Source organism: Chitinophaga sp. GbtcB8 (assembly GCF_019091455.1).
GTDB lineage: Bacteria > Bacteroidota > Bacteroidia > Chitinophagales > Chitinophagaceae > Chitinophaga.
The window spans coordinates 123,044-147,196 of the sequence record NZ_JAGXJN010000014.1 but is presented as its reverse complement, the minus strand read 5'-3'; the positions used below and the strand labels follow the sequence as shown (position 1 = coordinate 147,196).

22 protein-coding genes, 6 tRNA genes, 1 other RNA gene and 2 pseudogenes are annotated in these 24,153 nt (G+C 45.6%); 6 read left to right on the top strand and 25 right to left on the bottom strand.

Going from position 1 to position 24,153, the window contains the following annotated elements:
- Window positions 1-140: 140 nt before the first annotated feature.
- The 18 genes and pseudogenes from KVT36_RS33180 to rpsU form a co-directional block, all read right to left on the bottom strand.
- Window positions 141-299, bottom strand: a pseudogene (locus tag KVT36_RS33180) (CPCC family cysteine-rich protein); the annotation flags it as partial.
- 15 nt (window positions 300-314) lie between these two features.
- Complete coding sequence (locus tag KVT36_RS14960; protein ID WP_217604279.1) at window positions 315-614, bottom strand: hypothetical protein; 300 nt, start codon at window positions 612-614, stop codon at window positions 315-317.
- A 62-nt stretch (window positions 615-676) separates the two neighbouring features.
- Entirely contained in the window at window positions 677-1,042 is a 366-nt protein-coding gene (locus KVT36_RS14955; protein ID WP_217604278.1) for a hypothetical protein, read from the bottom strand.
- A gap of 40 nt (window positions 1,043-1,082) precedes the next feature.
- Window positions 1,083-1,424 carry a hypothetical protein gene (locus KVT36_RS14950; RefSeq protein ID WP_217604277.1) on the bottom strand — a complete coding sequence of 114 codons (342 nt, stop codon included), beginning with the start codon at window positions 1,422-1,424 and terminating at the stop codon, window positions 1,083-1,085.
- A gap of 57 nt (window positions 1,425-1,481) precedes the next feature.
- Window positions 1,482-2,618 carry a hypothetical protein gene (locus KVT36_RS14945; protein WP_217604276.1) on the bottom strand — a complete coding sequence of 379 codons (1,137 nt, stop codon included), beginning with the start codon at window positions 2,616-2,618 and terminating at the stop codon, window positions 1,482-1,484.
- A gap of 12 nt (window positions 2,619-2,630) precedes the next feature.
- The gene (locus KVT36_RS14940) at window positions 2,631-6,749 is read right to left on the bottom strand and encodes a DUF6531 domain-containing protein (protein WP_217604275.1); all 4,119 of its coding nucleotides are present in this window, start codon (window positions 6,747-6,749) and stop codon (window positions 2,631-2,633) included.
- A gap of 125 nt (window positions 6,750-6,874) precedes the next feature.
- A complete protein-coding gene (nusG, locus tag KVT36_RS14935) occupies window positions 6,875-7,450 on the bottom strand; it encodes a transcription termination/antitermination protein NusG (RefSeq protein WP_217604274.1) in 576 nt (191 codons plus the stop codon).
- Between the two features lie 2 nt (window positions 7,451-7,452).
- Window positions 7,453-7,644, bottom strand: a complete 192-nt coding sequence (gene secE, locus KVT36_RS14930) for a preprotein translocase subunit SecE (protein WP_217604273.1) — start codon at window positions 7,642-7,644, stop codon at window positions 7,453-7,455.
- A 125-nt stretch (window positions 7,645-7,769) separates the two neighbouring features.
- Window positions 7,770-7,840: transfer RNA gene (locus KVT36_RS14925), tRNA-Trp, on the bottom strand.
- A gap of 109 nt (window positions 7,841-7,949) precedes the next feature.
- Window positions 7,950-9,137: an elongation factor Tu gene (gene tuf, locus KVT36_RS14920; protein ID WP_217604272.1), complete on the bottom strand. Its 1,188-nt coding sequence runs from the start codon at window positions 9,135-9,137 to the stop codon at window positions 7,950-7,952.
- 68 nt (window positions 9,138-9,205) lie between these two features.
- A tRNA-OTHER gene (locus KVT36_RS14915) sits at window positions 9,206-9,288 on the bottom strand.
- Between the two features lie 230 nt (window positions 9,289-9,518).
- A tRNA-Thr gene (locus KVT36_RS14910) sits at window positions 9,519-9,590 on the bottom strand.
- 84 nt (window positions 9,591-9,674) lie between these two features.
- Window positions 9,675-9,747: transfer RNA gene (locus tag KVT36_RS14905), tRNA-Gly, on the bottom strand.
- Window positions 9,748-9,842: 95 nt separating this feature from the next.
- A tRNA-Tyr gene (locus tag KVT36_RS14900) sits at window positions 9,843-9,925 on the bottom strand.
- 48 nt (window positions 9,926-9,973) lie between these two features.
- Window positions 9,974-10,047 (bottom strand) — tRNA-Thr (locus tag KVT36_RS14895).
- A 229-nt stretch (window positions 10,048-10,276) separates the two neighbouring features.
- Complete coding sequence (locus tag KVT36_RS14890; protein WP_217604271.1) at window positions 10,277-10,576, bottom strand: HPF/RaiA family ribosome-associated protein; 300 nt, start codon at window positions 10,574-10,576, stop codon at window positions 10,277-10,279.
- Between the two features lie 424 nt (window positions 10,577-11,000).
- Window positions 11,001-11,948, bottom strand: a complete 948-nt coding sequence (locus KVT36_RS14885) for a tyrosine-type recombinase/integrase (protein WP_254640013.1) — start codon at window positions 11,946-11,948, stop codon at window positions 11,001-11,003.
- A 78-nt stretch (window positions 11,949-12,026) separates the two neighbouring features.
- Window positions 12,027-12,224 carry a 30S ribosomal protein S21 gene (gene rpsU / locus KVT36_RS14880; RefSeq protein WP_089920815.1) on the bottom strand — a complete coding sequence of 66 codons (198 nt, stop codon included), beginning with the start codon at window positions 12,222-12,224 and terminating at the stop codon, window positions 12,027-12,029.
- Window positions 12,225-12,646: 422 nt separating this feature from the next.
- Here rpsU and KVT36_RS14875 point away from each other — a divergent pair, with 422 nt between their 5' ends.
- The 3 genes from KVT36_RS14875 to KVT36_RS14865 are packed head-to-tail and all read left to right on the top strand — an operon-like array spanning window position 12,647 to window position 15,005.
- Window positions 12,647-13,243, top strand: coding sequence for a riboflavin synthase (locus KVT36_RS14875; RefSeq protein WP_217604269.1), 597 nt, complete (start codon window positions 12,647-12,649; stop codon window positions 13,241-13,243).
- An 11-nt stretch (window positions 13,244-13,254) separates the two neighbouring features.
- The gene (locus KVT36_RS14870; RefSeq protein WP_217604268.1) at window positions 13,255-14,256 is read left to right on the top strand and encodes a nitronate monooxygenase family protein; all 1,002 of its coding nucleotides are present in this window, start codon (window positions 13,255-13,257) and stop codon (window positions 14,254-14,256) included.
- A gap of 50 nt (window positions 14,257-14,306) precedes the next feature.
- A complete protein-coding gene (locus tag KVT36_RS14865) occupies window positions 14,307-15,005 on the top strand; it encodes a hypothetical protein (protein WP_217604267.1) in 699 nt (232 codons plus the stop codon).
- A gap of 6 nt (window positions 15,006-15,011) precedes the next feature.
- Here the strand turns inward: KVT36_RS14865 and KVT36_RS14860 are convergent, their stop codons facing one another.
- From KVT36_RS14860 to KVT36_RS14840, 5 genes and pseudogenes are all read right to left on the bottom strand, one after another.
- On the bottom strand, window positions 15,012-16,352 hold the full coding sequence (locus KVT36_RS14860; RefSeq protein WP_217604266.1) for a DUF58 domain-containing protein: 1,341 nt from the start codon (window positions 16,350-16,352) through the stop codon (window positions 15,012-15,014).
- Between the two features lie 37 nt (window positions 16,353-16,389).
- Window positions 16,390-17,370: pseudogene (locus tag KVT36_RS33175) on the bottom strand (AAA family ATPase).
- Window positions 17,371-18,609: a DUF4350 domain-containing protein gene (locus KVT36_RS14850; protein WP_217604265.1), complete on the bottom strand. Its 1,239-nt coding sequence runs from the start codon at window positions 18,607-18,609 to the stop codon at window positions 17,371-17,373.
- Between the two features lie 50 nt (window positions 18,610-18,659).
- Window positions 18,660-19,553 carry a DUF4129 domain-containing protein gene (locus tag KVT36_RS14845; RefSeq protein WP_217604264.1) on the bottom strand — a complete coding sequence of 298 codons (894 nt, stop codon included), beginning with the start codon at window positions 19,551-19,553 and terminating at the stop codon, window positions 18,660-18,662.
- A gap of 33 nt (window positions 19,554-19,586) precedes the next feature.
- Window positions 19,587-20,579 (bottom strand): stage II sporulation protein M, encoded by a 993-nt coding sequence (locus KVT36_RS14840; protein ID WP_217604263.1) that lies wholly within the window; start codon window positions 20,577-20,579, stop codon window positions 19,587-19,589.
- A 38-nt stretch (window positions 20,580-20,617) separates the two neighbouring features.
- Between KVT36_RS14840 and KVT36_RS14835 the strand changes: the two genes are divergently transcribed.
- Window positions 20,618-21,343, top strand: a complete 726-nt coding sequence (locus KVT36_RS14835) for an RDD family protein (RefSeq protein ID WP_217604262.1) — start codon at window positions 20,618-20,620, stop codon at window positions 21,341-21,343.
- Between the two features lie 6 nt (window positions 21,344-21,349).
- Here the strand turns inward: KVT36_RS14835 and KVT36_RS14830 are convergent, their stop codons facing one another.
- Together KVT36_RS14830 and KVT36_RS14825 are read right to left on the bottom strand one after the other, a co-directional pair.
- Window positions 21,350-21,811, bottom strand: a complete 462-nt coding sequence (locus KVT36_RS14830) for an RDD family protein (RefSeq protein WP_217604261.1) — start codon at window positions 21,809-21,811, stop codon at window positions 21,350-21,352.
- A gap of 163 nt (window positions 21,812-21,974) precedes the next feature.
- Entirely contained in the window at window positions 21,975-22,391 is a 417-nt protein-coding gene (locus KVT36_RS14825; RefSeq protein WP_254640012.1) for a DUF5684 domain-containing protein, read from the bottom strand.
- A 188-nt stretch (window positions 22,392-22,579) separates the two neighbouring features.
- On the opposite strand from KVT36_RS14825, the gene ffs reads away from it, so the two are divergent.
- Window positions 22,580-22,679: signal recognition particle sRNA small type (gene ffs, locus KVT36_RS14820), an RNA gene on the top strand.
- A gap of 251 nt (window positions 22,680-22,930) precedes the next feature.
- The gene (gene fsa / locus KVT36_RS14815) at window positions 22,931-23,584 is read left to right on the top strand and encodes a fructose-6-phosphate aldolase (RefSeq protein ID WP_089920834.1); all 654 of its coding nucleotides are present in this window, start codon (window positions 22,931-22,933) and stop codon (window positions 23,582-23,584) included.
- The last annotated feature ends 569 nt before the right edge of the window (window positions 23,585-24,153 follow it).

The following is a 24,153-nucleotide window of genomic DNA, read 5'->3' as shown; positions in this document are numbered from 1 at the left end:
AATCAAAGTTTTGCTTTTCCATATGGTCAGTTTAAAGTTAATCAACTTTTTACTGACACACTTTTTGTAATAGTCTCGAAAGATTCCTTCTTCAAACACCCAGGTAGCAAACATTTCCGCCGCTTCTTTACTTAATGGAATTATTCCCGGAAAGCCCTATAGTGCTTTTCATCGGGATGCGCGGTCCTTTTCTCATTAAATATTTTTGATGCTTCACTAAGAGTTTTCCTGTTTGCGCCGCTGTAGTTGCCAGGTTCACGATTGCCATCATCTTCCCATTTGCACACCCGGCAGATCTCATACTCACCTTTTGTTTAAGTGTTTTGAGCCCGCAGCAAGGGCATTTGTGCAATTCTTCTTCCCAACCCTTCCACATGAACCTTAATACCGGTTATCTCTAATATCTCCTGGGAAAGAAAGTCGTTTCTTACTCCAATATTAATTTCATTATAGTAGGCTAAGATCTGTTCATTATTGGCTGCAGAAGCTGCATTACTTCCATCAAAGTCTTTTACCATATCCAATAGAACATTTTCCCTTTCTTCATCCGTTAGCTTTAGCAAAAAATGAAGAGATAGTAGCGTTAATGCTTCTTTTCTGGTCAATATTATCATAGCCCATAAAAATTATCTTTCCCCAATAATTACATTATCTCCCTGCAATTACATAACGCTGTTTAATCCGGGTAGATCTTTCTATAAGTTTCATCCGCTGTGGTTTTAGACCAAATGCCGCTTTCCCACTTTATATTTTCTTTCCCCAGTTTTGATTTGATCTCATTTTCTATTTTTTCAAGGTGAAGGGGATTGTTAAAAGTGACGGTGACATTTAATACGTGATGCTCATCACACAGTTCATCACTAAGGTCGTCTATCCTGTCAATAACAGAAATCTTATAATTGGCTGTACACCCCTCTGCGATAAAACGACCTTTTATATTTTTATAAGGCAAGGAAATATTAAAGGTTTTTCCTACCTTATGAACTAACATTTTAAATGCTACATCTTCCAATAGTATAATACTTAAATGTCGTTCACTCATAATCTTCAATGGAATTATTCTTATTATTCTACAACCATCATCAATTAGTTTTAATCAATAGCTCACCGGAAAAAAACCTTTTCTGTAATCCCAGTAATTCTGCCTTCCTTGTATTTACAAGCCCTTCATATTCTTTGGTAGTATTATTAAAAAAGTCGGGGTGCGAAATTGTACCTACCAGGTAATTTAATTGAGAAGTAAAGAACAGCATCACTGGTATCGGCATCAGGTCCGTATTCTTATAATCATCAATTACAGCCAGTAGCATGGTTATAAATCGTTGGTATTCATCATCATCCCATTCTCTTTCCATTCTTACTTTGTAAGAAAATTCATCTTCTGATTCTACATATTCAACATATTGTTTTAATGATTCTTTCATATGTTTTTATATACATGTAGGGTAAGTGCTTCTTTTCTGGTTAATACTATCATTATGTTATGACTTCGTTACGTTGTCTTTCATTTTTTTCAACCGTTCAGTCCAAAAACCATGTGGTAATAAAGTATCCCTTCCAGACTGTACAAGCTTCAGTTTGGCTTCTCCATTATAAAAAGGATGCGAAAAAAGAATAGCAATCATTTTTACTTGTACACGGGGTTTGTCAGCAAAAAAGGTGATCATGCTTTCCAGCTCTGCCGGCTGCCGGAGCATATAAAAAACATACAGGTCTATAAAAAACTCTACCAGGTATTTCTTTTTGGGGAATAACCTGGAAGGCCGGTCAAAATAGCTCTCAATCGCATCATTTTTAGCAGAGCCGTAATATACGGATGCCTGTACTTTTGCATCATCATCCCAGCTCTTTACAATATACTGGTCTATATTTTCTTCCAACAGCCGGAAGAATTTTTTCTGGTCATGCTGATAAAGGTCAAAGAAAATATGAGGTTCAGAGAAAATTTTTGTCAGCAGATCCGGCCTGCTACCCTCTTCAACAAAAACTGCCTGCTTTGTAGGATGCAATATGCTTTGCAGCAGTGTTAACGTAATATCCCGGCTTATAGACAAGGCCGGTTCAGTAAATTCGTTTAAGGCAACAAAACGGGCTTTGTTATTCATGATCACATCAAAAAGGGAATTGATCTGCTCATAAAGATTAATAGCTTTCTCCTTGTAAAAAGGTTCTCCATTTTTGAATGAAAAAGATGTTATAAAATCTTCTCCACAGGGATGAAAAAATAAAAAGAACCGGAACAGATCTTCACGATCGTTCTCATTTTGGCCTGCAGTAATATGCTCATTCTGAAACATCATATTCTTGAAGCAAAACAGCTTCAGCCTTCTGTTAATAACAGAAGGTTTTTTACTATACTTCAATACATCCAGTAATATTTCAGTTAAGAAAAGAAGATCATTAAAAGAATCATCCTGGGAAAATTCGGCTACTTCATCATATAGTTCAGCAGATATAAAATCATCTATAGCAATATCCGGAGCATCTTTAAAATAGTATGCGAAGCTTCCTTTTTGTTTTTTATTAATTAACAGGTTATCACTGGTTGACAGTTCTTCCCGGATACCGGTTGCTCTTTTATCCCTGTAAAACAACAGTTCTTTGATATTAGGTTCCATTAACAGCTTTTTTTACTTACACTTTATTGTCTGCTTTTTAACCCATTTCCCCTTCTCTTTCTTAAACACTTCTATCTTCTGGATCTTTTCATTAAACCCTTCCATTCTATCCACGCCTATGCCAAATGCACCTCTTTCATTACTCTTCGTCAGTATTTTATCCGTATGCTTGCTTTCACCACCTACCATATCTTCATAATCCAGCGTATTGGTTTTTAAGAAATCATTTACGCTATCATCTGTATGGAATACTACTTTATAATCTGATTTCTTAGCCGTATCATATGTTTCTCCTACAGATACCCACTTGGCCCCTCTTGAATTATTGGGGCCTCTCACCAATCCTTTATTATCTACCGTCAGATCCTTTTCTGCCTGGCTCATGGTACGGATCACTTCCTGCACAAATCCAAATACATCTATAAAAACGTTCGGATCGGTTACATAATTATAGAAAGACCATCCACCGGATAACCCCACCGGATCCTGGCTCATATACATCCCTTCATCCGGACTATAATACCGGAACCGGTTATAATACAAACCGGTTTCCGCATCCTCATACTGTCCTGGATAGCGGAAAGGCACTAAGGTACGGTCACCCGCTAACTTACGCACCTTGCCATAAATATCCAACTCACAGCTCCATATCTGTTTTCCTGCCTCATCATACGCTTCACAAGGCGTGCCCAGGTGATCGGTGATAATAGAATATTGTTTTCCTTGTATCAATTTAGCGGCCGGAATAAAAGTCCCTGCTTCAAACACCCAGGTAGCCAGCGTTTCAGCCGGTACCGGTTCGGGATGACTTTGCTGAATGTCCCCCAGTTCATCAATAGTAATAACCGGCTTATCTTTTACAGGATAGCTCCACTCATGCAAAGGCACATTACCATCCCATACAAAGCGGGTAAGCTGTCCGTTAAATTGTTTTTCAATGCGGCGGCCCAGTGGATCATAGTGGAATACTACCGGCTTCCCATCAGGACGTATTGCTTTTTTCAGCATGCCGTTCCCATACCATTCGTATTCCCAGGCTGTTCCAACGGAAGTATTGACCAACTTTTTAACCAGGTTGCCTTCCTCATCATAAATAAACCTTGCATCAGGGGTTTCCAGCAGCTTCCCACCAGGTCCATATTTGCGGTCTTTACGCTCGGGTGTTGTATATAGATTGCCCACCTTATCCGGCAGCCGGTAATCAAAGGCGCCATCTTCATACTGCGCCCAGGCCAGGTTACCAATATCGTCATGACCGAATTTAACAGTACCGTTGCTAACCCCGTTAATGATCTGTTTCAGCCGCTGATTGGCATCCCAACGATAGTGCTTACGCCGGGTGCAGCGTTCATTTGCATTAATGGTGTGGCTTTCCGGCATACCGGATCTATCATACGTCCAGCTGCTTTTAACGCCACCGGGTAAAGTACGTTCTATCTCCAGCCCTAACAGGTTATGTTCAAGATGCGCGGCCCAGGGCGTATCCATGCCGGCTGCCTGTGCGTGTATATCAGTCATTTCCCCGGTAGTACTGTACTGTAGCTGTATTTGCGCACCCAGGCTGCTTTGTACCTTGCTGCGCTGTCCGCGTTTATCATAAACGCTGTTTACGGTATAACCATTTTGCCATTCCTGTATTATACGGCCTTTTATGTCCCGCTGAAATTTAACCGTACTATGCTCATTCACTGCTTCCGTCAGCTGCCCGCCACGGTCATAGCTATACGTTTGCCAGCTGCCGTCGCTATATTCAGCGCGGGTAAGCCGCCCGTTATAATCGTATTCAAATTCTGTCCAGCGTTTGCCAGGGCGTTGCACTTTAATGATCTTTCCGGCAGTGTCCCGTTCATAGTGGCGTACCAGACCATCAAAGGCTGTTTCCTGTATAATGTCCCCACGGTTATTCCGGAAAAAACGATACATTTCACCATGCTCGTTGACTAATCCGGTTAATTGTTCTTCTTTATTGTAAACAAAATGGATCTTATTCCCGTTCTCTTCCCTCATTCTCAAACTGCCTAACGGAGTATAATCAAAACGAACATTACGCTGTTTATCGGTAAGCTGCAACACTTCATCATAAGCATTGTATTGCAGCCGGATATTATTCCCATCCGGCAGGCTTACGTCTGTGGCGCGTCCAAGAGAATCATAATGAAAATGCTGCTCCTGGTGTAAAGGGTTGCGCGATCTTATGCAATGTCCCCAGGCATCATACTCCCAGCTGGAAATACTCCCATTGGGCAATGTTAGGGTTTGCAGGTTGCCGTCTTGATCATAGGTCATCAGCGTTTTACGTTCGTGCTCATCCTCCACCCTGCTTACCAAATTCTCCCTATTATACCTGAAGATCGTAATTGCCCCGTCTGCCTCTGTGATCGTATGCAGCAATCCCTTGTGCTCTTCTTTCTTATAATAAATATACGTCCGCCCAGCGCCTTGCGGGTCTGTAGCCAATACCAGCCGGTCTTCCGCATCGTAGCTGAATGTATATGTACTGCCATCGGGTTGTATCATCCCCGTACGGTTCCCTCTTTCATCATACGTGTACCCGGTAACGTTAGCTTCTTCATCTATCTCCCGGTATATTTCAAAATCTTCCGTGTATTCAAGGAATTGCGAATTTCCCAACGGGTCTTTGATCTGTGTAACCACAAAATCAGGGGTGTAATAATAAGTGGTGGAGTGGCCTAAAGCATTGGTGATAATATTATACCCCTTCTCCGGAAAGTATTCCAGCCAGCCTTCCAGCAACCCGCCATCGCCCCAGGTGTGCACGCAGCGGGCCTTTGCACCGGCTCGTTCATACTCCCAGTAAAAACTTTGGCCGTTACGGTCGGTTTTAGCTATCATTAAATGATTGCGGTACTGGATGCGGGTGGTTTGGTTCAGCGCATCAGTGATCTCTGACAGGTCGCCGGCTTCATTGTAAGCATAACGGATCATGACCTGTTCAGTACCCCGGTGTTTGGCCGTTACGCTGATCATACGGCCTTCGGAGTCATTACCCACATGCAGGTGACGGCCGGCGCTGTCTATTACCTGTACCAGCTGGCCTTTATGGTTGTGGTGAAAGCTGATCATAAAACCCGCTTCACTGCGAATGGAATACAAACGGTACTGTTCATCCAGCGGATGCAGCTTACGGAAGCTGTAGTACAAACGTTCTGTATGATCAAACATCCCGTATTCCCCGATGTCAGTACGGGTAAGCGTTAGTTTCTCATGCCGGTTATACTCACGGTTACCCACATACGGCAATTGATCAAACACGGCGCTGCGGCCATCCCCCAGCAATACAACCGTGGCGTCTTCTGCAGCAAATTCCTGCACACGAAGGTCATAGTTAAAATGCGTGCCATGGCCTAATACACCGGTATACGCACTATCGCTGTTCCAGGAGCGGCTCCATTCCAACGGGATAGGGCCGGGCAGCTCAAAGTCAGTACCATCATAAATTACAATGCCCTGCACCAGGTCAACCGGTTCAAAACCTTTTTTACACAAGGCCCTGCTCAGCTTATTGCTGCCTATTTTTCCTTTCAGCGCATGGTTAAACTTGGTGAGCGCCTTTTTGCCCGCCTTGCCCAGACCTTTCATGAGCGCGCCAAAGCCAAAGCTCATTACCAGGTTCAGTAAAGCGCCCGCCCAATCCGGCACATAGGGCCCGCCTACCATTACCGGTTTGCCGAAAGACAATGGGATGGAGAACGAGGTGGGCAGGTACATGCTGGGAATGGGTTTCATTTTTTTTCCCGGCTGCAGTGATAAGGGTATCCCAATATCATTACAGGTCATTAGCATATGGCCGGAAGGGCTGAAGAGGTTTCCTTCCACTTTGGTGGTCTTACTGCCAAAAAAGTTCACAGAATCATGGCCTATCATGGGCGCCAGCAGAAAGGGCCCGCCCATGGGAATATGAAAAAGGATAATGAAGATGCCGCTGGTATCGCTTTTACCGCGGGGCACATGATTTACCTTGGTAGTGGCGCCAATAAAAGGAATATAATCCATGGGATCTACTACAAATCCAATATATGGGTGTGGCAAGGGTATGGGAAAACCAAACAATATAACGATATGGATATCCAACCCTATAACTGGCGTAAAATGCTTGTTGCTTACGAGCATGTCTTCGGCTTGTAGGTTAACGGTACGGGGTAAAAGGAAATAATAACTACAGTATACAAATATAGCAAAACGCCACAACCAATTGCTTGATTGTGGCGTTGCAAATAATATTCCAGCTCGTTTTTTTAGCTAATCTTTTCTACCTGCATGAAATTCAGCTCAACAGGAGTAGCACGGCCAAAGATCTTCACCGTTACTTTCAGTTTCTTCTTGTCTTCTATCACTTCTTCGATCATACCGTTAAAGTCGTTGAACGGACCATCAATGATCTTAATGGTTTCGCCAACAATGAAAGGCTCGCTCATGGTAAGACCCTGGTCGCTCATTTCATCTACTTTACCCAGCATTTTATTCACTTCTGCCTTACGCAGCGCAATAGGATGTTCTTTTCCTAAAAAGTGTATCACACCGGATACATTACGTATAGACTGGATCACCTCATCGGTCATTTTACCATCTATGGCTTCGATCATCACGTAACCGGGGTAAAAATTCTTTTCGCGCATCACTTTCTTCCCTGCCTGTACTTTGTACACTTTCTCCACCGGCAGAAAAACCTGGGTAATTACGTTGCCCCAGTCGGAACGGCGCACCTCAATATCCAGGTACTCTTTCACTTTCTTTTCCTTGCCGCTAACAACACGTAGTACATACCACTTTGTTTCCTGGGTGGGTGCGGTATTGGTATTGGATGCATCCATCGTTAAAATAATTTATAGTATTGAGTTAGCACTACATTGGAAAGTGCATCCATACCCCATACTATCAGAGTGATGATAACCGTAGCTACCAGCACGATCATAGTAGAGGATTGCAGCTCTTGCCAGGTAGGCCAGGACACCTTATGTACTAATTCATGATAAGATTCCTGGAAATATGTTCTGATCTTGTTCATGGTATAAAGTTAACCGTTATGGGTTATTGTAATGGTGAAAAGTGAACGGTAAAAAGTGAAGGTTTTTTGTTAGATACAACATACCATTCACCCCTTACTATTCACTCTTTCACTTCCTTTTTTAGCACGGGCAACAGGATTCGAACCCGTATCAACGGTTTTGGAGACCGCTATTCTACCATTGAACTATGCCCGTAAGAAGCCGTAAGTTGCAAATTGTTAGAAATGTAAGTTAATTTATTATTATGTAATTACAAACTAACCCCTAACGACTTGCAACTTACGGCTATATCAGAATTAGATGCTTATTTGATGATTTCAGTCACCTGACCAGCACCTACGGTACGGCCACCTTCGCGGATAGCGAATTTCAGACCTTTATCCATAGCGATGGGCTGGATCAGTTTAACGGTCAGAGACACGTTATCACCAGGCATAACCATTTCAACACCAGCAGGTAATTCAACTTCACCGGTAACGTCAGTAGTACGGAAGTAGAACTGAGGACGGTATTTGTTGAAGAACGGAGTGTGACGGCCACCTTCATCTTTGCTCAGTACGTAAACTTCGCATTTGAATTCAGTGTGCGGAGTGATGGAACCGGGTTTGCAAATAACCATACCACGACGGATCTGGGTCTTTTCAATACCACGCAGCAGCAGACCAGCGTTATCGCCAGCTTCGCCCTGGTCCAGTAATTTTTTGAACATTTCCACACCAGTACAGGTAGAGTTCATTTTTTCTTCCTGGAGACCTACGATCTCAACGTTCTCGCCCACTTTGATAACGCCGCGCTCGATACGACCGGTAGCAACGGTACCACGACCAGTGATAGAGAATACGTCTTCAACAGACATCAGGAACGGTTGATCAACCGGACGGGGAGGCAGCGGAATGTAAGCATCCACAGCGTCCATCAGTTCGTCGATTGCACCTACCCATTTAGCATCGCCAGCCAGAGCGCCGGTTGCAGAACCTTTAATGATAGGAGCGTTATCACCGTCAAAGCCGTTTTTAGACAGCAGTTCGCGGATCTCGATCTCTACCAGTTCCAGCAATTCCGGATCATCTACCAGGTCAACTTTGTTCATGAAAACAACAATACGAGGTACACCTACCTGCTTAGCCAGCAGGATGTGCTCCCTTGTTTGCGGCATCGGACCATCTGTAGCGGCAACCACCAGTATAGCACCGTCCATCTGCGCAGCACCTGTGATCATGTTCTTCACATAGTCAGCGTGGCCCGGACAGTCAACGTGAGCATAGTGACGGTTAGCTGTCTGATACTCAACGTGTGCTGTATTGATGGTAATACCTCTTTCTTTTTCTTCAGGAGCCGCATCGATCTCGTCATAACCTCTCTTCTCTGCCAGACCCTTGTTTGCCAAAATGGTTGTAATGGCAGCAGTTAAGGTAGTTTTACCGTGGTCCACGTGGCCGATGGTACCAATGTTTACGTGGGGTTTATCCCGCTTAAAGGTTTCTTTTGCCATTTTATTTTCTTTTTAGATGGTTTGTAAAGATTGTATTAATAGTTGTTAAAAACTGTTTTACAAACTTGCGCAGTTGATGAGAATTGAACTCATGTCTTTTTCCGGAGTGGTTGAGTGACCCGGAATTTGCTCTGCCACTGAGCTACAACGCTTAGTTATAAAAACTTTGATCAGCAGGCCGTAAGGAATTACTGAAACAATGTTGGAGTGGTTGATGAAGAATTGAACTTACGATTTTCCGGTTCTCACCGGATGCGCGCAGATCGCAAATTTAACCCTGTTTCAAAGATGCCTGGATTAGAGAAGACTGAACCTGCGATCCTGTTTCATCGCTCGTCCAACCAGCGGTAACCCCAGCTAATTTGCTATCAAAGACTCTTGAGCTGTTGATGAGAATTGAACTCACGACCTCTTCCTTACCAAGGAAGTGCTCTACCCCTGAGCTACAACAGCGAAAAAATTAATTTCAAATTTTCAATTAGTGAATCAAAGAACCGCTCAGGCAATCCGTCATTCGTAATTGAAAAAGATCCTGGGAGCGGGAGACGAGGTTCGAACCCGCGACCTACAGCTTGGAAGGCTGTCGCTCTACCAACTGAGCTACTCCCGCATAAATATTTTCAAAAAACTATTTCCAAAACTAATGCCTTTCAACAACTAAGTTCCGCCTCTGCGGGAAGCAAAAGCGGAACTCACCTTTGTCGGTGGGCAGGATAGGATTCGAACCTATGAAGTCGAAAGACAGCGGATTTACAGTCCGCCCCATTTGGCCACTCTGGAACCTGCCCAATTATTCTCTCCCAATCCATCCCGCCGGCTGCGGGAAGATTATCAGGAGCCAGCAGAGGGATTCGAACCCCCGACCCACTGATTACAAATCAGTAGCTCTGGCCAACTGAGCTATGCTGGCATACCAAGTATTTATGCTTAGGTTGTCCGTAAAGGAAGCGCAAAAATAACAGCTTTGTTGAATTCTCAAAATTGTTTTTTCAGCACCCGGAACCGCCAATAATTCTACCTGATGTGTTTTGGCTAAAATGCCCTACAGTAAAGAACTTTACTACCTTCACCAATCCCTTTTTGAATCGGGATGGCAAAGGTAGTAAAGAGGTTATTAACTTCAAAATATTTTTCAGGATTTACTGAAATTTCTTCTCTTTTTGGCGTTTGATCTGGGTTACAGCGGCATTGAAGGCGAGATCGAAGGATTCTTCAAAGGATTTTGTCTCGTACTTGACGAAAAGATCTTGGCGGGGTATTCGGATCTTAATCTCAGCTATTTTGTCTTTGATCTGGTGTGCTACATTGTCTAGTTTCAGGAAAACATCTACACTAACAATCCGGTCATAAAAATTAGAGAGCTTTTGAACTTTTTTGTTAACATGATCAATCAGTTTAGAATCCGCATCGAAATGCACAGTTTGAATTTGAACGTTCATGACACTTAATTTTTTAATATTTAACAATCTCGGTTAGAATTGGTAAACATTCACTTCATAGGCTTTTTTTGTTTAAATGTGTTGGGAAAGAACTCTATTACTAATGTAATGCTTTTTATCTGCTTTTGCATTTTTAAAGCATAATAATTTGTTAATACCGGCGAAAAAAATGGTGGCTTGGAGTTAGTGCTGGGGGCGCTTTAGAGCAGAAAGCACAAAGCATAAAGCAGAAAGCCTGAAGGTACCTCAAAACTGAAAATTGAAAGCGCAAAGGAGGCCAAAAGAAAAGCTGAATACCAGGCAAAAGCCCGGCCATGGTACAAAATCCTTAAAAACAGAAAACCAGGGCTTTACCCCCTAACCACACCTATTTTAACCTCCGCGCCAAAGCTTTATGCTTTCTGCTTTATCCTTTCAGCTCAAATCACGCTTTCGGGTGCGCCTGTTTAAATACATTCTTCAGCTTCTCAATGGTATTATGCGTATACACCTGGGTAGCAGCCAGGCTGGAGTGCCCCAGCAGCTCTTTAATAGCATTAATATCTGCCCCGGCATTGGTAAGGTGGGTAGCAAAGGTATGCCGCAGCACATGCGGGCTTTTGCGTGTAATAGTGGTGATCTGGTGCTCAGTGAGATAACCCCGCACCATATTATATACGTACTTGGGATATAACTTACGGCCGCTTTTAGGATGCACCAGCAGTACCGCCCCTTCCGGCTGCTCCAGCTCCCGGCGCTTGCGGGCATTGTAGGCCTGCACCTGCTGCAGCAGCTCCCGGCTCACCGGAATGATCCTTTCCTTATTGCCCTTTCCCAGCACCTTAATGGTCAGGTTGCCGGTATCCACATTGCGCTCCTGCAGGTTGATCAGCTCCGACAAACGGATGCCGGTATTATACAGCAGCTCAAAAATAAGGCGGTGGGTATCCCCTTCCAGGTCATCGGTGAAAATAGGCGTGTCTTCCTGGCCACGGCGCAGGCTTTTATTGTCCTCCATGGCCTGCATGCCCTTTTCATCAATAAACCCGGGCAGGCGCCGGCTTATTTTAGGCGCAGCAACTTTTACCATGGGGGTTTGTTTTACCCAACCCTGGCGAACGGTATATTTAAAAAAAGATTTAAGTGCGGAAATTTTGCGGTTAACCGTGCGGGCCTGCTGTTTTTCTGCCATCAGGCTGGCCAGCCAGGAACGGATATGTAAATGCCCAATGGCCGTAAGTTCAGGTACGCCATCATATTGGGTCTGCAAATAATCAAAGAATTGACGGAGATCCAGCTCGTAGGCAACAGCGGTATGATCGGAATAACGTTTCTCCAGCTGTATGTAAGATAGGAACTTGGCTACGGCAGGGTGAAGTGGCTGCTTGCTCAAATACAAAAAATTTGATGATTGTAAAGTTATACAAAACCTTACAATCATCAAGTATTTTGAACGGATACTTTTATCCGATTAATCTTCAAATTTACCGCTGGCTAACTGCTGTTTGTAAACAGCTTTCAGCACCTGGTTACGACGCTTTACAGAAGGCTTGGTGAAAGACTGACGGGTGCGCAGCTGCAGCAGAATGCGCGCCTTCTCAAACTTCTTTTTATACTTCTTCAGCGCCTTGTCAATGTTTTCGCAATCTTTAGAATCGATGATTAACATAGTAAAAACTCCTTTAATAATTTTAGGGAGAGCAAAGATAAATCAATGTTTTAAAAATACCAAATGCAATCAGGTTCCTATTCGGGTGTAACTGGTACCCTCCCCTCCTAAAACAGCCCCGTAACCCGTGTGCAACCCGTGCGCAACTCCTCCCCCCTACATAAAACCCTACATCCTGCCTCATATTTTCCCCTTCCTTCATCCTTTTTCCCATGTCTTTCTCATGTCTTTCCCATGTCTTTCCCTACTAGATCCCATGTTTTTCCCTAGTCCATCCCTGGTGAAGTCCATGTCAGAGCCCTGATCTGGTCAATCTAACCAGGTCCATAATCAGGCTGGGAGCATCTTTCAATATCATACTTCTTACTTCTTCCCTCCTTTTTCCTCCAAGTTGCTTACTTTTAAATACTAAAGTAAACGTTATGTTCACCGGTATCATAGAATCATTAGGAGAAGTAGTATCCACCAAAAAGGAAGGCAGCAACCTGGTTATCAGCATACAATCCAACCTGGCGCCGGAGCTGAAGGTAGACCAGAGCATTGCCCATAACGGCGTATGCCTGACAGTAACCGGCCTGCAGGATAATAGCTACGAAATAGTAGCTGTGGCTGAAACCCTGCAAAAATCCAACCTGGGCCAGCTAAGCCCCGGGGACCGGGTGAACCTGGAAAGGGCCATGGTGTTCAACGGCCGTATAGACGGGCACCTGGTACAGGGCCATGTAGACGGCGTGGGCGAATGCCTGTCCAAAACCTCACAAAATGGCAGCTGGGAATACCGTTTCCGGTACCCGGCCGATTTTGCCGCCCTGCTGGTGGAAAAAGGCTCTATTTGCCTGAACGGCATCAGCCTTACCATCTTTAACGTAACGGACCGGGAGTTTTCCGTGGCCGTGATCCCCTACACCTATCAGCACACCAATATATCTGCCATAACACCCGGCCATACCGTTAACCTGGAATTTGATATCCTGGGAAAATATGTGGCAAGGCAGCTGGCAGTAACCGCGAAGAATTAATTACGAATTGCATGCTCAACTTCACCCAGGCATTCCACGTCCGCTACCCTATTATCCAGGCGCCCATGTTCCTGGTAAGTAATGAAGCCATGGTTAAAGCCGCCATGGATCATGGCATTGCCGGTACCTTTCCATCCCTCAACTTCCGTAAGGAAGGGGAGCTGAAAGCCCTGCTGGACCGTTTAAACGAACATCTTACTACCCATAACCCTGCCGGCACCTATGGCGTAAACCTGATCGTTCAAAAAACAAACCCGCTATACGTAAAACATTTACAGGTTTGCGCAGCAGCAAAAGTGCCCTTATACATCACCTCCCTGGGCAATCCGCGCCAGGTAATTGATGCCGCCCACAGCTACGGCGGCAAAGTGTTGTGCGATGTAACCAACCTGCAACACGCAGAAAAGGCCGCTAAAGAAGGCTGCGATGGTTTTATTGCCGTATGTGCAGGCGCAGGCGGGCATGCAGGCCCCTACCCTATGCATGTGCTGGTGCCTGCCCTGCAAAAAGCCTTCCCGGATAAATACCTGGTAGCGGCCGGCGGTATTGCTACCGGCCAGCAAATAGCCAGTGCAATGATATTGGGCGCGCAGGCCGTATCCATTGGCACCCGTTTTATTGCCAGTGCGGAAGCCAGCGTAAGTGATGAGTATAAACAGGCCATCCTGGAATATGGCATGGAGGATATTGTGCTTACAGAGCGCCTGTCCGGTACGCCCTGCAATATCATTAATACTCCTGCTGCAAAAAAAATAGGCTATAAGCAGAACTGGATGGAAAAAATGCTGAGCCATAACCCGCGTACCCGCAAATATTTTAAAATGCTGGTACAGCTGCGCGGTATGAAAAAGCTGGAACAGGCCGTACGCCCCGGCACTTACCAGCAGCTTTGGAGCGCAGGTCAAAGCGTAGAGATGGTGGAAGATATTGTGCCCACACAGGCCATTGTTCAAAAGCTGGTACAAGAATTGAACGAAACGCTGCAAGCCGCGTCACAGCTGGGACCTATGTGAATATAAACCGCTGCAAAGCGCTGGTGAATGTATAAGTAAGCTAATGGATAATGAAAGGATACCTGTTCCTCACTTTTTTATGGCTGCCGTTTATGCTGCATGCACAAAAGCATACAGTAAAAAGTATTGTGGCTTATTATGATACTACTGCAGTAGTGGAGCTGTATAACCAGGCGCCTATTGGGCTGGAGATCACGTATACCAATGGCGAGATACGCTCAACAGAAGGTTTCCTGAAAGGCGATTACCGCTGGAAATATATTAAAGTAACTACCCCGGATGGTACCTGCCGTAACGGAGTGCTCACCTTTGACCGCAGTTACCTGGCGCAAAACCGTTACCAGGTAAAGCTATTGGTAACCCTGCCCGATGCGGAGCAGCCCATAGAAACTGCTTTGCAGCTGCCTTATGTTACCGGCATCCGTTTTCACCATTATGCAGATAGCTTAAAACGCGATATCCATTTTTACCTGAATGTAGAAGGCCGTTTTAACACCGGTAAAATATACCCGCTGGACACTACCAGCATACAGTTTGAAACCTCTGCCGGCCAGCTGCTGGGCCAGGATCTGTTATTAAACAAAACAGATACCACCCGTTTCATTAACGTAACCGCTACCTACCGGGATAACCCTTCCCTGGTGATACATTCCGTGATCCCTGTAAAACAAAAACCGGATGATGATTCCATGATCATCAACGATGAGCGGCAGCTTTACAATAATAATAAAAAGAAAAAGCGGGGGTAGTCCCCCTTATATCAACATCCTGGCCTTCAATTCCAGGTACTTATTAATAACCTGTATAGTAAGCTGCTGGGGGGTACATAAGAGCGACATAATCCCGTACTGCGATAGTTCCTTTGCAATTAATTTCTTCTCATAGGTGAACTGCTGTGCAATTACCTGCTTATATACTTCTTCTACATTCGCGGCCTCCTGTTCTGTAACCTGCTTCAACGCCGTGTTTTCAAAGAATACTACCAGCACCAGGTGATACTTTGCCAGCCTGCGCAGGTAAGGCAGCTGCCGGCGCATACCGGTGGTAGATTCAAAATTGGTGAAGAGGATCAGCAGTGAACGTTGGGATAATGCGCTGCGCAAGCTGATGCTCAGCCGCTCATAATCACTCTCCTGCCATTGGGTTTGCTGCGCATACAGCATTTCCAGGATCTTGTTAAGATGTGTTTTTTTATTGCTGGCCGGTAAAATATCTACCTGTTGTGCACCCAGTGTAGTTAACCCGGCTTTATCGCCTTTTTGTAATACTACGTTGCTGAATACCAGCGTAGCGTTAATAGCATAATCCAGCAGCGTTAATCCTTCAAAAGGCATTTTCATGTTGCGCCCTTTGTCTATTACACAGTAAACCTGCTGGGAGCGTTCTTCCACATAGGTATTTACCATCAGGTTACCGCGGCGTGCAGTGGCTTTCCAGTTCAACATGCGCACATCATCGCCACGACTGTATTCTTTTATATGATCAAACTCCATGCTGTGGCCAATGGTGCGTTTTTTATGCACACCCAGCTCATTCAGCCGGTTGGTGAAAGACAGCAATTCATAATTGCGCAGCTGCAAATAGGATGGATAGGTTTTTACCGCCTGCTCATTTTCAAACACCACCCGCCGTTTTACCAGGCCAAAGGGGCTGGCAGCAAATGCATTGGTATTACCAAATTCATACACGCCTCTTTCCAGCGGGCGTAACATAAAGTTAAAAACGTGCGTGGCGCCGGGTTTCAGCCAGGTTTTTAATACATGATCCCGTAGCTGGAACTGAAAGGGCAGCTCATCTATCACAGACAGGCTTACCGGGAAGCGGAAGCCGCTCTGCACTGTTATCCGTACCTCGTTATCATCTCCATTACTGAAACGTGCCGCCATACCGCGTTCCAGCTGCAAGGGCTTTGATGCGCCAAACAACATGCTGATATCCAGCAACAGCAGCACTACCAGCACAGCAAACACCAGCTGCGCAATAACGTACAGCGCCGGGAAAAAGAAGGCTCCTATAAACAGCAGTACATTCCCACCCAGGCACAGGTAAAAGCGATTGCCGAAGAAAAAGGCGCGGTATATTTCTTTGATGGACATTCTTTAAAATTTATGCTGAACGCTAAAAGCTTTCTGCTTACCTCGGTACTTCCACAGCCTTAACAATCTGTGCTATCACTTCATCCGTAGCAATACCTTCCATTTCACGTTCCGGTGTTAGCATAATACGATGGCGCAGCACATGCGGCAGCATTTCAACAATATCATCCGGTGTTACAAAATCACGGTCGCGCATGGCAGCTACGGCTTTGGCGCAGTTCATAACGGCCAGGGATGCACGTGGCGATGCGCCCAGGTATAAAGAGGCATTCACACGGGTTTCCTGTACCAGCGCTGCAATGTAATGCAGCAGCTTTTCTTCAATATGGATCTTGCGTACCAGCGCCTGGTATTCCATTACCTGGGTAGCGGTGATCACGCGGTTCACCAGCTGTGTAATGTCCTGTATATTGTTATGCTGGTGCATGGCCTGCAGCATAGCAACTTCCTCTGCAACAGCCGGGTACTTCACCTCTATCTTAAACAGGAAGCGGTCCAGCTGGGCTTCCGGCAGGCGGTATGTACCTTCCTGCTCAATAGGGTTTTGCGTGGCTATTACCATAAACGGCAATGGCAGCGGGTGTGTAATACCGTCATTGGTTACCTGCCGTTCTTCCATTACCTCAAACAGCGCCGCCTGTGTTTAGGCAGGTGCACGGTTAATTTCATCTATCAGTATCAGGTTGCTGAAAACCGGGCCCCGCTTGTATTCAAACTCCCGGCTCTGAGGGTTGAATACCGAGGTGCCCAGCACATCGGCCGGCATAATATCCGGGGTGAACTGTATACGGGAAAAGTCCGCATCCACACAGCGGGCCAGCAGCTTGGCAGTAAGTGTTTTAGCCACGCCTGGCACGCCTTCTATCAGCACATGCCCCTGCGTAAGCAGCCCCGTGATCAGCAGGTCTATCATTTCATGCTGGCCGGCTATTACCTTGCCGATCTCCGCACGGATAGCCTCCACTGACTGGTGCAGTGAGGATAGGTCTGACCTGGGTTCAAATGTATTCACGTCCATCTATTTCGTGTTTTGGTAAAACTGATGTATGTTTTTATAAAATTGTTCTAAATATTTATCATTGATCTGTTCCGACAGCTGTATATGATGTATGCTGTCCACAATTTCCCGCACCTCTGCATAAGGTAAGCCCGACTTACGCGTCAGCGTATCTATAAATGCCTGGTTCAGGTAAGTGGTGTTCAGGTAAAAACGGGTACGGATATACTCCGTCCAGTGCAGTACCATTTTATGCGCAAGGTTGCGGTTATTGCCCTGCTGGTAATACAGCTGTCCCAGTGTTTCCACAAACTCCAGCGAGTTATTGGTAAGCACTTCTTTTTCCGGTATAATACGCTGCCGGCGTTTACCTTCAAACAGCACATATAACAGCAGCAGTGCCACTACCAGCCACAATGCCCAGCGAATAGCGGGGTAGCGCATCAGCACCTGCCACTCACTGAAATCGCCCCGGGGGCCATTCAGGTATTTATAATATTCATCCCAATAAATAGCAGTGGGAATGTTATAGGTATAAGCCAGCTGTTTTTCCAGCGATGCCATGTTAGGCTCATGCATCAGGAAATAATTGGTAAGCGTGGAAGGGTTCAGCAGCAGGAACACAGCGCCTTTACCATAAGCGACACGTATAAAGTTGGGCCTTGCCCGGCCGGTGCTGCTATCCGGTGCAATACCGGTACCTAAAATAGTGGTAGCGCTGGTATCATAGCTGGTAAAATAACGGCCCCCGGCGATGCCTTTGCGGGAAAAAACAGTATCCGGCGCCAGGTTCGGATTTATATAATGCTGGGTGCTTACCGGCATGCTAAAACCACGGTCCAGCGTATCTGCTTCAACAGCCAACCGGGCCTGCAGCAGGCTGTCAGGCTCTGTCATGGCTATGAACAGCTGGTTGCCATTGGCGGCAAACTGCAGCATATCCGTTACATCCTGCTCGCTGGCGTATAATTTTTTCGTTACCAGTATATACAGGCTTTCCTCCCCATTTGCAAAGGATTGATTTTTCTTGTAGGTAAGGCTAAAGGGTTTGGTCACCACCTTTACCGGCTCATTGGTATACAGGTGCGGCAGCACCTGGAACAGCGCATAACAGCCACCCGGCTTTTTATCCTTGTAGGAAAAGCTTTGCTTGGTAAGGTCCTGGATCTCATCCTCCACTGAGCGGGTACCCGCCACCAGCAGCAGAATGATGCACACCACCACCAGCACTACTATTATTATGAAAAACTTTGATTTCAACTAACAAGATTTTTATGCAGGCCTGCATGGTTTTCACCATCCAGCCTTTACTAAAGATGATTCAGTTCTTTTTGAAATTCCCGGAACCGCCCGTACACCAGCGCAAACTGTTCCTCATTCACCGCCACTTCCCCGTACCAGATATACTCATAATCCCGGGTGAGGCGCGCAAAGGGCTGGTACCATTGGGTTTTAGATAACACCCGCAGGTAATCCGTATTGGTTTTATCCTTGCTTAAAGTGATCAGCTGCTGCTCTGACAATAAATGCAGCGCCTGCAAATGCAGCAGCCGCACGGCCTGCCTGAACCGCGCTCCGCTGATAGCTTCCTGTATCAGCTTTTCATAGGCAGTAGCTGCAATGTTCTCTGCTTCCACTTCCGGCAGCTCCCCGCCACCCTTCCGCCGGGAAAAACGAAAGCCCTGCTGCCGCATAAAGAACAGCACCAGCAGTACCAGGCCCACTATCAGCAGGATATAAATAATATAACGAATGCTCTGTAAAAACGCTGCCAGGGCTACCAGCGCCATGGCCAGCCAGCGGAAATTATCGGAGGGTGGTTTTATCTTTTTATCGTACTGCAGCTTTTTATCAGCCCTTAGTTTTTCCATTACCGTAGCCGGTACCCTGCGTAACACCAGGCCGTTGTTCTCCCACCACTCCATGGTATCGGCATCAGCCGGTACCGCCTGGTCCCACAGGTAATGCGGAGGTACCACAACGGTATCTTCCATTACATCTTCTGTATCGCTATCCGCATCGGGGGGATCAGTATAGGTTTCCTCATTTACCGCGGCTTCCTTTGCCGGCCCCTTCATATCCTCTATACTTAATGGAGCGTATATGGTATCCTTTGCATCCTGCGCATGCAGTAATGCCGGCAGCATAAGCAATATGCAGGCAGTTAACCAACAGTAGCGTGTATACCTATCCGTTATTCGCATATAGTTATTTTTCTGAAAACCTGCCGGATCTGATCAATCCTTTTTATCCGCAGGTTTTATCAATGTCCCGTCGATCGTCAGCCGGTAGCCTTTGCGCTGCACGCGTATGGGGTATATTACATAATAGCCCACAATAAAGGTGAGTGATAATAGCAGGATGGAGATACTCAGCCACATAGGCATAGCCGTGTGGCGGGTTACAAACCCTTCCAGGAAAGCCGCTACAATAAACACCGGCACCAGGCTAACAATTACTTTTACACCGTCTTTGGCAGCTCTTTTTAATGAATCTACCCGCTTGCGCGTACCGGGAAAAAGCAAACCGCTGCCCATGATCATGCCCGCAGTACCGGCAATTACAATAGCCGATATTTCCAGCGTACCATGTATCCATATCACCAGCACCGATTGCCAGCCCAGTCCCTTGGCAAAAAAATAATATTGGAAAGATCCCAGCATAATGCCATTCTTGAACAGCAGCCATAAAGTGCCTGCAGCAAACATAATCCCGCTCACAAAACACATAAAGGCCACGTTAATATTGTTGTAGGCAATGGACAGGAACATGACCCATTCATTACCGCTTTTATATACGCCAAACGGATCGCCGTTGCTGATGTTCTGCTCCGTCATGTTCACATACTCATCTCCCAGCACGCCACGTACAAAACTTTCATCATGCGCAGCAGAAAAAGCGCCTATAATGCTGAACAGTAAAAAATATGAGAAGGTGAACAACAGCAAGCGGTGGTGCCTGCGCAGCAGCAAAGGCAGCTCGTATAAAAGGAACCGGCGCACCCGTCCCGCCTCTTCCCGGCGGTTGCGGTAAATAAACTGGTAAATGGCGGCCGCCATGCCATTAATATACAGGGTTACTTTGCTGAAACTGTAAAAAGTTTTCGCATAGGCAAGATCATCCAGCAAACTGGTGAACCGCTCCGCCATCACGTCCGGGTCTTCACTGGGCTCCTCCTGATACTGTTTCCAGCGGGCCAGGTTCTTTTTAATGAAAGTAGATTCTCTCATATCGAACAAACATATGCATTAATTACTAAATTTGTAATATGGCTGCTATAAAAATACCAACTGCTTTTAACATTGACCTGGAATTTGAGGCTTCTGACATTGGCCAGCGTATTGGCGCCTGGTTTATTGACCTGCTGGTGCGGGGCGCCTACCTGTGCCTGGTGCTGGTAGTAGTGTCCAATGTTAGCTGGCCCAGCGATGGCAAGAACATTTTTGCGTTCTGGAGCATCCTGATCCCCATTAGCTTTTACTTCCTGTTAATGGAAATGTTCATGCGCGGACAAACACCGGGTAAAAAAGCTGTTGGTATCAAAGTAGTAAGCCTGTTGGGTAACCCGCCCAGCTTTAGCCAGCATATGATCCGCTGGTTATTCCGTATCCTGGAAACACCGGTGATCATCTGGGGCGTAGTGCCGATTGTTTCTATCATCCGCTCCAAATACAACCAGCGCCTGGGCGACCTGGTAGCCGGTACCATTGTGGTGAACACTAAAAACAAAAGCAAGCTAAGCGACACTATTTTCCGGGAAGTATCCCAAACAGACTACCAGCCCCATTTTCCACAGATCCTGCGCCTTTCGGATAAGGACCTCAATAAAGTAAAAGAGCTGATGGACCTGGCACTTAAATCCAATAACCAGGAGTTAAGCGCCCGGGTAGCCTACCGGGTAAGGGATGTGCTTAAGATTGAAACGGAAATGGAACATATGCAGTTTCTCGAAACCCTTTTGAACGATTATAATTACTACGTTACAAAAGATTAACCCACCTTACTTTTTTACTACAGTAGTATCCGTCCACTTGTCATGCCAGGGCGTGCCAAAACCTGAAAACGGTTCAAAAGGCACAATGCGGCTAAAGCTGCGTTTAAGCGCAGTGCCAAAATCCAGCGGCTGCCCGTCGTTCCTTACCGCATAGGTACCTGTGATCAGCTTACCAATGGTACGGCCCTTGTTAAAGGCTTCCATTACGCTGGTGTAAAGGATCAGGGAAGAGTACACAGCCAGGTAATACAGTCCTGTTTGATCTGACAGGTCATCCGTGCTGCCGCCGCTCAGACTAATGCCCACACCCAGCAGGAATAAGAGGCCAAAAGCAATTAAGTAGGTAACGATCAGGTCAATCAGGTAATTGGCAAAACGCTGCCCCTGTGTAGCATGATTTAAGACTACAATTTCGTCAAGATCGGCCAAGAGATCTTGCTGGCCGGAGGATGGATGAATTGTTTCCATAGAGGTATAGCTTTTTAATGTCCCTTTTTCAGGCTTTTAAAATTACTGCGAAGGGTCCGCAAATCCATGACCCGAAAGGGGCATTTTCAGGATAAAAAAAAGGTGCTCCGCCTTTGCGGAACACCTTCAGTTAATACTTTTCCCTTGTGAAGAGCTTTCCAACCTATCTAATGTCCGCGCCAATGCTCTGGATCTGATCACCCAAACCGGCAGAAGGGTTACCCGCAGGTCCCTGGTACACGATAGATTTGTCAAATGCCAGGATCGGGAAGAAAACAATACCCAGTAATACCAGGCCAACGGTAAAACCGGTGTCCTTACCGAAGCTTTTGCTGAGCAGGTTATAAGCCCAGATCATGAAAATGATGTTCAGGTAAGGAATGATCATTAATAAAACCCACCATCCCGGTTTACCAATGATCTTGGTAAGGATGTATAAGTTATAAATAGGCACAATGGCGGCCCAGCCAGGCTGTCCGGCTTTTTCAAAGATCTTCCACATACTGGCAACTATCAGCACGACAATAGCCAGCATGATAATACCAAAAACAATGAAGAAGGATGACATTGCAGAATCCATAAAATAACTGGTTTTTAAACTGAGGTTTTAAAATAGGTTAAAGAATACATCACAAATAAACCGTATTTCTATGGAAATGTTCACTAATTTATATTATTTTTTAAAATATACGTATAACTACGTGTGAACCAATATGATTATTTCCAGAGAAAGTTTGCATTTTTCCCCAATTCCCTTACCTTTGCAACCGGCAAGTCTTATACGACCAGCTCCTGCTGAACTCCCCCAGGACAGGAATGTAGCAAGGGTAGGCGGTTGTAGCGGTGCGATGTAAGTAACTTGCCGTTTTTTTTTTCCTTTTTTTCCAAGTTCTTCCAGCGTCATTAGTGCCATCAAATAGTCATCCGGTGGCTATTTTCTTCCTCCACCGCTAATGACCAATACCGGCGCTCAATGACCTGATCCATCTAACAACTGCTCCTGTTATCATTGTACTGCAAATGCACGTAGGCATCTAATCCTGAAAAAGTATTATCCTGCTGCAAAAGCATCATGTGAAACAGATCAATAACTCAATTTAAAGACAAACACTTTATTATATGAAATTCTTTATAGATACAGCTAACCTTGCACAGATACAGGAAGCGCACGACCTGGGAATTTTAGACGGGGTAACCACTAACCCTTCCCTGATGGCCAAAGAAGGCATTAAAGGCGAAGAAGCCATCATGAAACATTACGTAACCATTTGCGATATGGTAAAGGGTGATGTAAGTGCGGAAGTGATCTCTACCGACTTTGACGGTATTATTGAAGAAGGTAAAAAGCTGGCCGCCCTGCACCCCCGCATTGTGGTAAAGGTGCCCATGATCAAAGACGGAGTGAAAGCCATTAAATGGTTCACTGAAAATAAGATCAAAACCAACTGTACCCTGGTGTTCTCAGCAGGGCAGGCTATACTGGCTGCCAAAGCCGGCGCTACCTATGTATCGCCTTTCATTGGCCGTATAGATGACAGCGCCTGGGATGGTGTGGACCTGATTGCCCAGATCGCCAACATTTACAGCTTACAGAGCTTTAAAACGGAAATACTGGCTGCCTCTATCCGCAGCGCTTTACACATTGTAAAGTGCGCAGAAGCCGGCGCCGACGTTTGTACCTGCCCGTTAGATTCAATTCTGGGCCTGCTCAAACATCCGCTTACCGATATTGGCCTGGCCAAGTTCCTGGAAGATGCCAAGAAAACCAGGTAAAAGATTGTATACTTTTTAGGATGGTGTCCCGGTACAATGCCAGTTGTACCGGGACTTTTTTTTAGCAACGCACAAAAGTTACAAAGATTAGTTACGCGCCATTAACACAGCTTAGACATGGACGGAACAGCGGAGCAGCTGTAAATAAAAATAGGGGGCATGAGTGCCTTCATTTGCACAGGTATTTTCAGTATTTCCCCTCATTTCCCGCAGCACGTATTTATACGGGTACGCATATAGGAAAATGCGTGTTTATACCAGCATCTTCTCAGTTTCCCTATTCATTTGTATCATTCCCCCACCCGGCAGGCGCAACAGCAAACAAATTATTAATGCCCCATAATGGGGCTTTAACGGGCCGGTAAGCGAGATAACCTGCTACCCTTTCTTTTCAAGATCCCACTTATCTTCAAGTCCTTCAATATTCCCCCTTTTTTAATCCTCCAACTTTTCCTTTCTCCAATCCTTTATATTTTTCTTCTTCAGATCCCTAATGTCCATCCCTCTTTCCATCCTCCAACCTATCCTTTCTCCAATCCTTTATATTTTTCTTCTTCAGATCCCTAATG

Excerpts from the sequence above, each read along its gene's own strand:
- KVT36_RS14960 (WP_217604279.1), bottom strand. The coding sequence starts at position 614 with ATGATAATATTGACCAGAAAAGAAGCATTAACGCTACTATCTCTTCAT.
- KVT36_RS14955 (WP_217604278.1), bottom strand. The coding sequence starts at position 1,042 with ATGAGTGAACGACATTTAAGTATTATACTATTGGAAGATGTAGCATTT.
- KVT36_RS14950 (WP_217604277.1), bottom strand. The coding sequence starts at position 1,424 with ATGAAAGAATCATTAAAACAATATGTTGAATATGTAGAATCAGAAGAT.
- KVT36_RS14945 (WP_217604276.1), bottom strand. The coding sequence starts at position 2,618 with ATGGAACCTAATATCAAAGAACTGTTGTTTTACAGGGATAAAAGAGCA.
- KVT36_RS14940 (WP_217604275.1), bottom strand. The coding sequence starts at position 6,749 with ATGCTCGTAAGCAACAAGCATTTTACGCCAGTTATAGGGTTGGATATC.
- nusG (WP_217604274.1), bottom strand. The coding sequence starts at position 7,450 with ATGGATGCATCCAATACCAATACCGCACCCACCCAGGAAACAAAGTGG.
- secE (WP_217604273.1), bottom strand. The coding sequence starts at position 7,644 with ATGAACAAGATCAGAACATATTTCCAGGAATCTTATCATGAATTAGTA.
- tuf (WP_217604272.1), bottom strand. The coding sequence starts at position 9,137 with ATGGCAAAAGAAACCTTTAAGCGGGATAAACCCCACGTAAACATTGGT.
- KVT36_RS14890 (WP_217604271.1), bottom strand. The coding sequence starts at position 10,576 with ATGAACGTTCAAATTCAAACTGTGCATTTCGATGCGGATTCTAAACTG.
- rpsU (WP_089920815.1), bottom strand. The coding sequence starts at position 12,224 with ATGTTAATCATCGATTCTAAAGATTGCGAAAACATTGACAAGGCGCTG.
- KVT36_RS14875 (WP_217604269.1), top strand. The coding sequence starts at position 12,647 with ATGTTCACCGGTATCATAGAATCATTAGGAGAAGTAGTATCCACCAAA.
- KVT36_RS14870 (WP_217604268.1), top strand. The coding sequence starts at position 13,255 with ATGCTCAACTTCACCCAGGCATTCCACGTCCGCTACCCTATTATCCAG.
- KVT36_RS14865 (WP_217604267.1), top strand. The coding sequence starts at position 14,307 with ATGAAAGGATACCTGTTCCTCACTTTTTTATGGCTGCCGTTTATGCTG.
- KVT36_RS14860 (WP_217604266.1), bottom strand. The coding sequence starts at position 16,352 with ATGTCCATCAAAGAAATATACCGCGCCTTTTTCTTCGGCAATCGCTTT.
- KVT36_RS14845 (WP_217604264.1), bottom strand. The coding sequence starts at position 19,553 with ATGCGAATAACGGATAGGTATACACGCTACTGTTGGTTAACTGCCTGC.
- KVT36_RS14840 (WP_217604263.1), bottom strand. The coding sequence starts at position 20,579 with ATGAGAGAATCTACTTTCATTAAAAAGAACCTGGCCCGCTGGAAACAG.
- KVT36_RS14835 (WP_217604262.1), top strand. The coding sequence starts at position 20,618 with ATGGCTGCTATAAAAATACCAACTGCTTTTAACATTGACCTGGAATTT.
- KVT36_RS14830 (WP_217604261.1), bottom strand. The coding sequence starts at position 21,811 with ATGGAAACAATTCATCCATCCTCCGGCCAGCAAGATCTCTTGGCCGAT.
- KVT36_RS14825 (WP_254640012.1), bottom strand. The coding sequence starts at position 22,391 with ATGGATTCTGCAATGTCATCCTTCTTCATTGTTTTTGGTATTATCATG.
- fsa (WP_089920834.1), top strand. The coding sequence starts at position 22,931 with ATGAAATTCTTTATAGATACAGCTAACCTTGCACAGATACAGGAAGCG.